This window comes from Nocardiopsis sp. RV163 (assembly GCF_001029525.1).
Taxonomy (GTDB): domain Bacteria; phylum Actinomycetota; class Actinomycetes; order Streptosporangiales; family Streptosporangiaceae; genus Nocardiopsis; species Nocardiopsis dassonvillei.
Genome location: NZ_LEKI01000185.1, coordinates 1 through 10068 on the forward strand (window position 1 = coordinate 1; position 10068 = coordinate 10068).

A 10068-nucleotide genomic window follows, 5' to 3' on the forward strand; every position below is an offset into this window, starting at 1 on the left:
CTCCCCCTCCTCCTCGCCCGGGAGCGTCCCCGGCCCCTGCGGGCTCTCCGGGCTCTCCTGCGACTCGGGGGGCTGCGCCGGACTGGGCATCTCCGGCGGCGGGAACTGGAGCATCCACCAGTACAGCAGCGACACCAGCAGCAGGATGAGCACCAGCACCAGGCCCAGTCCGCCGATCAGCCACCAGTTGCTCTCCCCCGCCGCCACGGCGCTGTCCCTGCGCGCGGCCCAGGGAGCCCACCGCACCGAGACCGGACCTCGCGAGCCCGCCCAGTGCGGCATCACCACCGGGCCGCGCGCGGCCGTCCGTCCCGAGCGCGCCGCCACCTTCAGGAAGGCCTCCGCCGCCGCGCCCGACCCGTCGTGGGCCAGGGCCACCCACAGCGCCGAGCGCCCGTGCGTACGGGCCGCGACCACGTCGGGGCTGCGGCGCGCCGCCTCGGCGAACCGCTCCCGCGCGCCGCCGTCACCCGCGGCGCCGGAGTCGAGCACGGCGACGCTCACCTGGTTCCCGGACCCGTCCCTGCCCAGGTAGACAACCCCGAGGGAGGAGTCGCGCACCCGCCCCAGCAGGCGGTAACCGCCCAGTTGACGTGGATCACCCTCGTTCAGCCCCATCGTGGGAACCGCCATGTCATCCCCCTTGCCCTCCACTCCGGCCGTCCGCTTCGCCGCGTTGTGTACCGGACTGGTGCCCGCGAAACGGGTAGTGTCACCACAGGTGAGTGATCCACAACCTATCCGGTGCCCCCGCGTCGGGGCTCCCCGCTAGGAAGGCGGCACATGGCAGAGAGCGCAAACGGCTCAACGCCCTCCGCGGGCCCGGACAGCGCTCCGGGCGAACCGACCCGGCTGCTGCGCGCCGCGCTGCACGAGGTGTCCAGGGTGATCGTGGGCCAGGAGCGCATGGTGGAGCGCTCCCTCATCGCCTTGGTCGCGGGAGGCCACTGCCTGATCGAGGGCGTGCCCGGCATCGCCAAGACCCTGGCGGTGTCCACCCTGGCCAAGGTCACCGGGGGTTCGTTCGCCCGCGTGCAGTTCACACCGGACCTGGTGCCCTCCGACATCGTCGGCACGCGCATCTACCATCCCTCCACAGAGCAGTTCGACGTGGAGCTGGGGCCGGTCTTCGCCAACTTCGTGCTCGCCGACGAGATCAACCGGGCCCCGGCCAAGGTGCAGTCGGCCCTGCTGGAGGTCATGGCCGAGCGGCAGGTGTCCCTGGGCGGGACCACCCACCCGCTCCCCTCCCCGTTCATCGTCATCGCCACACAGAACCCGGTCGAGTCCGAGGGCGTGTACCCGCTGCCCGAGGCTCAGCGCGACCGGTTCCTGATGAAGATCAACGTCCGCCATCCGCGCGCGCACGAGGAGATGGAGATCCTGCGCCGGATGTCGACCACCCCGCCCACAGCGCACCAGGTGCTCGACCCCGTCACCCTGAGCGAGCTGCAGTCCGACGCCCAGCGCGTCCACGTCCACCAGCTCATCGCCGACTACGTGGTGCGGCTGGTCATGGCCACGCGCGAGCCGGAGAACCACCAGATGCCGGACCTGCGCCAGGTGCTGGAGATGGGGGCCAGCCCCCGCGCCACCCTGGGCCTGGTCTCGGCCGCGCGGGCCCTGGCCCTGCTGCGGGGGCGCGACTACGTGCTCCCCGACGACGTGCGGGTGCTCGCCCACGACGTCATCGCCCACCGCCTGGTGCTGACCTTCGACGCCCTGGCCGACGGGATCACGGCCGAACAGGTGGTGGACCGCATCCTGTCGACCGTGCTGGCCCCGCGGGTGATCTGGGACGAGCCGCCCAGCGGGGAGACCGCCTCCTTCGCCTCCGCGAGGTGAGCCGGTGAACGCACCCGCCATCGGTACCGACCCCCGGCTGCGCGCCGCGCTGCGCCGTCTGGACCTGCGCATCGTGCACCGTTTGGAGGGGCTGCTGCACGGTGAGCACCTCGGCCTGCGCCTGGGGCCGGGCTCGGAGGCGGCCGAGGCGCGCCTGTACCAGCCGGGCGAGGACGACGTGCGGCTCATGGACTGGTCGGTGACCGCGCGCACCGACACCCCGCACGTGCGCGACCTGGTCGCCGACCGCGAACTGGAGAGCTGGACCCTGCTGGACCTGTCGCCGAGCATGGACTTCGGCACGGGCCTGCGCTCCAAGCACGAGGTGGCGGTCGGGGCGATGGTCGCGGCCAACCTCCTCACCCAGAGGGTGGGCGACCGCTTCGGCGCCCACTTCCTGCACCGGGGCGCGATCCGGCGCTGGCCCGCGCGTTCGGGCAAGGAGGCCCTGCTGGCGCTGCTGGCCACGGTGGCCGCGGCGCCGAAGGGGGACGAGCGCGAGCCCTCGCCGCACCGGTCCACCCTGGCCGACGCCATCGGCGACCTGGTGCGGGTGCGCCGCAGGCGCGGCCTGCGGGTTGTGGTCTCCGACTTCCTGGACACCCCCGCCTTCGGCGGCGAGGTGACCTGGGAGCGGCCCCTGCGCCAGTTGGCGGCGCGCCACCAGGTGCTGGTGGTGGAGGTGGTCGACCCGCGCGAGCTGGACGTGCCGGAGGTGGGCGACGTGACGCTGCGCGACCCGCGCACGGGCATGGTGCGCGACGTGCGGCTGACGCGTGCGGTGCGCGAGCGCTACCGCCAGGCGGCCGAGGGGCAGCGCCGCGCGGTGCGCGACGCGCTGCGCCGGTGCGGGGTGCACCACCTGACGCTACGGACGGACCGGGACTGGGTACTGGACACGGCACGCTTCGTCATCCACCAGAGGCGTACCGCGCACCACCTGGCCCGCCACACTCCGGGAACGCCCCGGTGAGCGCGGCGGGCCCCACCGGGGAACCGAACGAGGGCGCGGGCGCGGACCCGCGGGACAGAGCCGAGGCACGGGGGATTGAGTCATGACCTTCCTGGAGCCCCAGAGGCTGTGGTGGCTGCTCCTCGTCGTCGTACTGGTCGCCGCGTACGTGTTCGCGCAGACCCGGCGGCGCGAGTACACGATGCGCTTCACCAACCTGGCGCTGCTGAACCAGGTGGCGCCGCACCGGCCGGACGTGCGCAGGCACGTGCCCGCGGTGCTGTTCACGGTGACGATCGGGGTGCTGATCGCCTCGATGGCGCTGCCGGCGATGCCGGTGCAGCAGCCGCGTGAGCGGGCGACGATCATGGTGGCGGTGGACGTGTCGCTGTCGATGGCGGCCAACGACATCGACCCGAACCGGCTGGAGGCGGCCAAGAAGTCGGCCCAGGGGTTCGTGGAGACGCTGCCGGACCGGTTCAACGTGGGTCTGGTGGCCTTCTCGTCGACGGCTACGGTGGTCTCCTCGCCCACCCACGACCACCAGGCGGTGATCGGGTCGATCGAGAACCTCCAACTGGGTCCGGGCACGGCGATCGGCGAGGGGGTGTTCGCCTCGCTGGAGTCGATCAGCAGTTTCGACGAGGACGCGGACGTGGACCCGCCGCCGTCGGCGATCGTGCTGCTCTCGGACGGGGAGAACACCAGTGGCCGCGACATCTCGCAGGCCGTGGCGATGGCGGCGGAGCAGGAGGTGCCGGTCTCCACGATCGCGTTCGGCACGGGCGCGGCGATGATCGAGATCGACGGCTACCAGGTGCCCGCCGACATCGACAAGGAGGCGCTGCGCGGTCTGGCCTCGGACACCGGGGGGCACTTCTACGAGGCGGAGAGCGAGACGGAGCTGAACGAGGTCTACGAGGACATCGGTTCGTCTCTGGGCACCGAGCTGGTGCACGAGGAAATCGTCACACGTTTCGTGCTGGTGGCGATCGTCCTGGCGATGGCCACCGCGGTGACGTCACTCCTGTGGTTCCAGCGGCTCCCGTGAGCGGGAGGGGGCCCGCGCGCCCCCTCCACCACAGGTCCCGGGTGACGTGGGACACATCCCTTTAGGCGGGGTTTACACCGTTCCTGTTATGTCCACGGGTTAGCGTGGGCATGTTTTGTCCTGCCCATCACATGAGGAACGATGCCGAACACACCCGCAGTGCCGACGGCGATCTGCTTTGACCTGGACGACACCCTGATCGACGATCTCGCCGCGTCGTCCACGGGGCTCCGGGCGGTCATGGACCGGCTCGGCCACCCGGACTTCGGAGCAGCCCGCAGTCTGTGGGACGTGCAGACCGAGATCTCCTTCGGTTCCTACCTGCGCGGACGCCTGAGCCTGGAGCAGCAGCGCCGCGAGCGCATCCGGGCCCTGGCCGTCCAGGCCGGCCACGCAGACCTCGCCGACCAGCACTGCGACGAGCTGTACCGGATCTACCTGGAGGCCCACCGCTCGGCGTGGCAGGTCTTCCCCGACGCGATCCCGTCGCTGAACGCGCTGGCATCGGCCGGATACCGCCTGGCCGTGGTGACCAACGGCGTCGAGTCCCTCCAGCACGCCAAGCTCCAGTCCATGGAGTTGGTCCCCTACTTCCACGCCGTGGTGTGCACCGACACGGTCGGCACGGGCAAGCCGGACCCGCGCATCTTCCACACCGCCGCCCAGCGCCTGGGCGTGGACCCCACCGCGTGCTGGCACGTGGGGGACCAGATCCAGGCCGACGGCGTGGGCGCCGCCGCCGCGAGCATGCGCCCGATCATGATCGACCGCCGGGGCCACCAGCGCTTCGAGTCGGTGACCACCATCGCCAACCTGGACGAACTGCTGCGTCTGGTGGGCCTGCCCAGCGCGGCCCCCGCCGCCGGCTCGCTGTGACCGCCGCCTTCCCGGGCGTTGCGGGACGGCGCGTCACCGCGCACCTGGTCTCCGCCGGCGCCCCCGCGGTGCTCGGGGCGCGCGTGCTGTTCGGCCAGGACCCCGCGGACGTGGCCCGCGGCCTGGGCGGCCTGGCCCCGGACGCTCCCCTGCGCGCGCTGGACGTGCTCACCGAGCTGGCGTCCGCGCCCGGCGGCGCACCGCTGCACATCGACCGGGTGGTGTTCGCCGAGGCCGGGGCGGAGGCCTCCTGGCCCCCGGCCGCGGACGCGGGTCTGCGGCCCTCCCCCGCCGAACTGGCCGGGGAGGAGTCCGCGCCCGGCAGCGGGCTGACGCCGCTGCGCCGGTTCGCCTCCTACGGGATCGTCACCGACCCACGCGGGAACGTGCTGCTGAGCCTGATCGCCGAGGGGTTCCCCGGCGCCGGGACCTGGCACCTGCCGGGCGGCGGCGTGGACGCGGGCGAGGACGTGCGGGCCGCGCTGCGCCGCGAGGTGGTCGAGGAGACCGGCCAGGACGGCCTGGTCGGGGAGCTGGTCACCGTGTCCAGCCACCGCCGTGAGGGCTCCGGCGGCCACGACATCTACGCGGTGTGGGCGTTCTTCCGCGTCCTGGTACCCGACCCGGGTCCGGCCCGGGTGCTGGAGGAGGACGGCTCGACCGCCGACGCGCGCTGGTTCGCCCCCGGTGAGGTCTGCGGGCTGCGGCTGTCCACCACGGCCCGGCGCGGCCTGGCCTACCTGGGCCTCTCCGGCGCGTCCTGAGCCCGTGGCCCGGCGCCGGCTCCGGCGCGTCACACCGGTGACGCCCGGGACGGGCCGTCAGCTCCGCGGCAGGTCCCTGACGAACACGATCCCGTCGCTGTCGGCCAGGCGGGAGGGGTCGAGCGGGGCGTAGCCGAACCAGGCGGACACGCGGGGCTCCGGGCGCGCGCCGCCCAGGTCCGCGGCCAGCCGGGGCGCGTCGACCACGCAGCGCTCCTCCCCGAGGCCGTACAGGAGGCCCTCGACGGTGTCCGGGGGCGGGGTGCCCACGCCCCGGTGCCGGATGGCGCCCAGGGCCGTGGCCAGGAAGGCGTACCCGGGCCCCAGGCGGGCGCCCACGATCGCCCCGGCGCCCCACCAGTGCAGCGGCGGCCCGCCCATCCGCATCGTGCTCCTGCCGCGCTGGAGGTGGGCGTTGTGCGCGTGGACCAGCACCGGGCCCCGCTCGGCGAGGGCGAAGAGGTTGTCGGCCATCATCTGGTCGCGCAGGCCCAGCAGCCGCGTCATCCTGCTCGGTGAGGTGTCGACCGTCATCCCCGCGTCCTCCAGCCGCGTCATGCGCCGCGAGGAGGTGTCGGCCATCCAGAAGTGGTAGCGCAGCAGGCCGGTGGCGGTGCGCGCGTACAGGCGCGCCCGTTCCCATTCCTCGCGCGAGGTCGCCGAGACCAGGCGCGGCGTGTGCGCGTCGAGCAGCGCCGCCAGGTCGTCGGCGAGCATGCGCAGCTCCCGGACCTCGTCCGAGCGCCCCACGGACTCGGCCGGGTCCAGCATCGCGTCGGGGTTGGTCCACCGCGCGTCCTCGCCCGTCAGGCGGTCCAGCGTCCGCGCGTCGCACGGGAGCTGGTCCGCCTCCACCCAGCGCGCGAGGTAGCCGTGGAGGGCGGTCAGGGCCCGCCGTGGGCTCTGGGCGCCGGTGATCTCCAGCGGGCCGTCGAAACCGGCGAAGCGCACCTGTTCGGCGGCGGGCCTGCCGTCGTTGTGGGCGCGCATCCAGCGCACGAGTTCGCGGTTGGCCGCCGACGCGCCGAACCCGTGGCTGAACCCCTGCTCCACGGCCTGTTCGAGGGTGCCGGTGCCCGAGGTGACGTACTCGTCCACGGCCAGGCCCGCCAGGCAGTCGCTCTCGACGGCGATCGTGCGGTAGCCCTCCTGCTCGACGAGCTGGCGGAAGAGCCCGTTGCGCAGGTCCAGCAGAGCGCCCTCGCCATGGGTGGGCTCGCCCAGGGCGAGCAGTCGCGGCCGGGTCGGGAGCATCCCCATGACGGAGGCCGCCTCGAAGGTGTGTGCGGTGTCGCTGGCGACAGTGTCCATACCTTCAACGCTATCGTTGAAGTAACGGTTGAGACTTTTTCGGTACAGCGGCGGGAATATGGCTAAGAACCTTCAAAGCGGTGGTCGGCTCAGGCCGATCGACCTGGCGCGCGGGCACGGTCTGTCCACGCAGGCGGTCAGGAACTACGAGGAGGACGGGATCCTTCCGGCGGCTGACCGCACGCGACACGGCTACCGCACCTACACCCCGCTGCACGCCCGGGGCCTGAGCGCGTTCGTGTCCCTGGTGTCCGGCCACGGCCACCAGGGGGCGGCCTCGATCATGCGGGCGGTGAACGGGGGCCGGACAGAGGAGGCGCTGCGCCTGATCGACGAGGGCCACGCCCAGCTCCTGGAGGACCGGCGGACCCTGCGGGCCGTGGAGGAGGCCCTGCGCGGACTGGAGGGCGGCGCGCGGTGCCAGTCCGCCGACCCGGGCGCGTCCGGTGGACGGACCGGCTCCGGAGGGAGGGCCGGGGCGGCCGCTCCTCCACGACCGGAGGAGGAGCCCGGGTCGGCCGAGCCGGGCACCACGTTCATCGGGCCGCTGGCGGGCAGGCTCGGCGTGCGGCCCGCGACGCTGCGCGCCTGGGAGCGCGCCGGGCTGGTGCGTCCCCGCCGCGACCCGAGGACCGGGTACCGCGTCTACGGCGGGGCCGACGTGCGCGACGCCCTGCTGGTACACCAGCTCAGGCGGGGCGGTTACCCGCTGGAGCGGATCGCCCCGCTGATCGCCCAGGTGCGCTCGGCAGGCGGGCTGGAGCCACTGGAGGGCGCGCTGCGCGACTGGCGGGCCCGGCTGTCCGCGCGCGGGCGGGCGATGCTGGCCGGGGCCGCCGAGCTGGAGGCGTACCTGCGCGAACGCGAAACCGTCTAGAAGCGCAGGTCGAAGCGCTCGCGCAGCCACCACAGCCCGGCTCCCGCCGCCAGGACCGCCATGCCGGTGATGACCGTGGGCAGCGGCAGGCTGCACGCCAGCACGACGCAGCCGCCCAGCCCGGTCAGCGGCACCAGCAGCGGCGGGCGGGGCTCGTCGGGGCCCAGACGCAGCGCCGAGGCGTTGGTGATGGCGTAGTACACCAGCACGCCGAAGGCGGAGAAGGCGATCGCGCCGCGCAGGTCGGTGACCAGGACCAGGGCGATGACGACGGCGCCGACAAGCAGCTCGGCGCGGTGGGGCACCCCGTGGCGCTCGTGGACCGAGGCCAGGGAGCGGGGCAGGTGCCCGTCGGCGGCCATCGCGGCGGTGGTGCGCGAGACCCCGAGGATGAGGGAGAGCAGGGCGCCCAGACTGGCCACGGCCGCGCCCGCGACCACCACGGGGGCCAGCCAGTCGAACCCGGCCACCCGGACGGCGTCGACCATCGGGGTGTCGGTGGTGGACAGGCGCTCGCGGCCCAGCACGATCAGCAGCCCGGTGCCGATGACCAGGTAGAGCACCAGTACGCCGGCCAGGGCGATGTTGACGGCGCGGGGGATCGTGGTCTGGGGGTCGCGCACCTCGCCGCCCAGGGTGGCCACCCTGGCGTATCCGGCGAAGGCGAAGAAGATCATCCCGGCGGCGCCGAGCACGCCGAAGGACCCGGGCCAGGGCCCCAGCCCCTCCACCTGGGCGACGGCGGCCAGGCGCCCGCTGAGGAGCATGGCCGCGCACACTGCGGCCAGGACCGCCAGGACCGCGGCCAGCAGGATCTTGATCACCATCGTGGAGCGCTGGATCCCGCGGTAGTTGAGCGCGGTGAGCGCGACCACGGTGGCCGCCGCCAGGGCCTTCTCCCAGCCGGGGAGGAGGTAGGCGCCGAAGGTCAGCGCCATGACCGCGCAGGAGGCCGTCTTGCCGACCACGAAGGACCAGCCCGCCAGGTAGCCCCACAGCTCGCCCAGGCGCTCGCGGCCGTAGACGTAGGCGCCGCCGGACTCGGGGTGGCGGGCGGCGAGCCTGGCCGAGGAGACGGCGTTGCAGTAGGCGACGATCCCCGCGATGAGGATGGCCACGGGCAGCCAGGCGCCCGCGCCGAGCGCGGCCGGGGCGAAGACGGTGAACACCCCGGCGCCGAGCATCGCGCCCGCGCCGATGGCGACGGCGTCGACCGTGCCCAGTGCGCGGGCGGGTCTGGCCTGGGGGCCGGAGGAGGAGGTGGTCAACGGGGTCTCCCTTGCGTGAGTACTCCCGGCTCGCGCCGGGCGGCAACGCTCCCTTCCCCGGACGCCTCCGGTAAAGCACAGCGGTACCTCGGGACGTGACGGCGGACCTCGTGTGCCCGGCTGGCGCACCCTCCCCCGTCGCGGCCTGACCGGACACGACGCGAGGTTCCGGCGCTTCGGGGGCCGGGGCTCGGCTGCGCCGCCGGGGCGGCGGTCGTGTCCGACTTCCGAGTGTGCCCGATCCCGGTGACCACCGGGAGCAGTCCCGCCATGACGAGGATGGCCGGTATCGGTCCGTACGGTGTCCGCGCGGTGGCGCGGCCCGACCGGGCGCAGCGCGGCGGGCCCGGACCGGCCCTCAGCCGGTCCGGGCCCGCGCCCGCTCCTATCCCCCGCGGTCGGCTGCGGGGCCGCCACCGGTTCAGGTGGGGCGCCAGGGCGTTCCGGTGTTGTCGGTGATGTCCTCCGCCGCGACCTGGCGGAGCTGGCGCGAGAGGTCGGACAGGGCGCGCGAGACCGCGAGCTCCTCGCCGATCTCGGGAACGTCCAGGTCCGTGGGGTGCTTGCGGGCCATCCCGTGTCCCCGCAGCGCCGTCCCGTCGTCGGCGACGAGGCCGACCTCGGCCCAGGTGCGCGCGCTGTCGCCCTCGTTCTCCTCGGCGACGACGACGTCGACGTTCCAGCGCTTGGTCGTCTGCATGGCATCGGCCCCCTCTGCGTTGGCGCCCGTGCAGCCGGGCGGGTGTTCGATGTGCGCGTCCGGACCCGGGTAGACCAGGTCGTCGTGTCCCTGTTCGGCGCCGGCCCAGTGGACCCGGTAGGGGGGCGTCCCGTCGGCCCCCCCGACGCCGGTGACGACGCCCGTCCTGCGGTGGGCGTCGGCGCGCGGGCTCTCGACCACCAACTGGTCTCCTACGTGTGCTCGCATGGGTTCCCCCGCAAACGTCGGATACCTCCATCTTCGGCACCCCGGCGCCCCGCCGCGCCTGGGTTGGGCCTTTGTTGGCGTGGGGCTGGGAGGTTTTTGCCGTGTGCCGCGGCCGGGGCCGCCCCTGGTAGCGTCACGGCGTGGCTCAGCACTACTTCGACTCCGATCCGGGCGCCGGGGTGCCGAAGATGGAGGT

The 10068-nt window shown here is 73.8% G+C and carries 10 protein-coding genes; 6 read left to right on the forward strand and 4 right to left on the reverse strand.

The genetic code is table 11. The annotated features are described in order from the left end of the window. The coding region (locus ABD54_RS23165; protein ID WP_047871657.1) for a hypothetical protein at window positions 1-633 on the reverse strand (633 nt) is incomplete at its 3' end. A gap of 150 nt (window positions 634-783) precedes the next feature. On the opposite strand from ABD54_RS23165, the gene ABD54_RS23170 reads away from it, so the two are divergent. From ABD54_RS23170 to ABD54_RS23190, 5 genes are all read left to right on the forward strand, one after another. Beyond that, window positions 784-1845 carry a MoxR family ATPase gene (locus ABD54_RS23170; protein ID WP_047871649.1) on the forward strand — a complete coding sequence of 354 codons (1062 nt, stop codon included), beginning with the start codon at window positions 784-786 and terminating at the stop codon, window positions 1843-1845. A 4-nt stretch (window positions 1846-1849) separates the two neighbouring features. Beyond that, window positions 1850-2818 carry a DUF58 domain-containing protein gene (locus ABD54_RS23175; RefSeq protein WP_047871650.1) on the forward strand — a complete coding sequence of 323 codons (969 nt, stop codon included), beginning with the start codon at window positions 1850-1852 and terminating at the stop codon, window positions 2816-2818. Window positions 2819-2900: 82 nt separating this feature from the next. Continuing rightward, window positions 2901-3848 carry a VWA domain-containing protein gene (locus ABD54_RS23180; protein WP_047871651.1) on the forward strand — a complete coding sequence of 316 codons (948 nt, stop codon included), beginning with the start codon at window positions 2901-2903 and terminating at the stop codon, window positions 3846-3848. A 141-nt stretch (window positions 3849-3989) separates the two neighbouring features. Beyond that, on the forward strand, window positions 3990-4724 hold the full coding sequence (locus tag ABD54_RS23185) for an HAD family hydrolase (RefSeq protein ID WP_047871652.1): 735 nt from the start codon (window positions 3990-3992) through the stop codon (window positions 4722-4724). After that, window positions 4721-5488, forward strand: a complete 768-nt coding sequence (locus ABD54_RS23190; protein ID WP_047871653.1) for an NUDIX hydrolase — start codon at window positions 4721-4723, stop codon at window positions 5486-5488. The genes ABD54_RS23185 and ABD54_RS23190 overlap by 4 nt, the downstream gene beginning before the upstream one ends. Before the next feature lie 57 nt (window positions 5489-5545). Here ABD54_RS23190 and ABD54_RS23195 read toward each other — a convergent pair whose 3' ends face one another. Next, window positions 5546-6799 carry an erythromycin esterase family protein gene (locus ABD54_RS23195; RefSeq protein WP_047871654.1) on the reverse strand — a complete coding sequence of 418 codons (1254 nt, stop codon included), beginning with the start codon at window positions 6797-6799 and terminating at the stop codon, window positions 5546-5548. Window positions 6800-6857: 58 nt separating this feature from the next. Here ABD54_RS23195 and ABD54_RS23200 point away from each other — a divergent pair, with 58 nt between their 5' ends. After that, on the forward strand, window positions 6858-7676 hold the full coding sequence (locus ABD54_RS23200) for a TioE family transcriptional regulator (protein ID WP_047871655.1): 819 nt from the start codon (window positions 6858-6860) through the stop codon (window positions 7674-7676). On the opposite strand, the gene ABD54_RS23205 is transcribed toward ABD54_RS23200, so the two are convergent. Together ABD54_RS23205 and ABD54_RS27550 are read right to left on the reverse strand one after the other, a co-directional pair. Further along, complete coding sequence (locus ABD54_RS23205; RefSeq protein WP_047871656.1) at window positions 7673-8944, reverse strand: APC family permease; 1272 nt, start codon at window positions 8942-8944, stop codon at window positions 7673-7675. The two genes, ABD54_RS23200 and ABD54_RS23205, sit on opposite strands and share 4 nt — an antisense overlap. Window positions 8945-9365: 421 nt before the next feature. After that, on the reverse strand, window positions 9366-9872 hold the full coding sequence (locus ABD54_RS27550; protein WP_082166955.1) for a dsRBD fold-containing protein: 507 nt from the start codon (window positions 9870-9872) through the stop codon (window positions 9366-9368). Window positions 9873-10068: the final 196 nt, after the last annotated feature.

What these genes read in the sequence shown, in the direction of transcription:
- ABD54_RS27550 (WP_082166955.1), bottom strand. Translation starts at nt 9,872, where the DNA reads ATGCGAGCACACGTAGGAGACCAGTTGGTGGTCGAGAGCCCGCGCGCC.
- ABD54_RS23195 (WP_047871654.1), bottom strand. Translation starts at nt 6,799, where the DNA reads ATGGACACTGTCGCCAGCGACACCGCACACACCTTCGAGGCGGCCTCC.
- ABD54_RS23200 (WP_047871655.1), top strand. Translation starts at nt 6,858, where the DNA reads ATGGCTAAGAACCTTCAAAGCGGTGGTCGGCTCAGGCCGATCGACCTG.
- ABD54_RS23170 (WP_047871649.1), top strand. Translation starts at nt 784, where the DNA reads ATGGCAGAGAGCGCAAACGGCTCAACGCCCTCCGCGGGCCCGGACAGC.
- ABD54_RS23180 (WP_047871651.1), top strand. Translation starts at nt 2,901, where the DNA reads ATGACCTTCCTGGAGCCCCAGAGGCTGTGGTGGCTGCTCCTCGTCGTC.
- ABD54_RS23185 (WP_047871652.1), top strand. Translation starts at nt 3,990, where the DNA reads ATGCCGAACACACCCGCAGTGCCGACGGCGATCTGCTTTGACCTGGAC.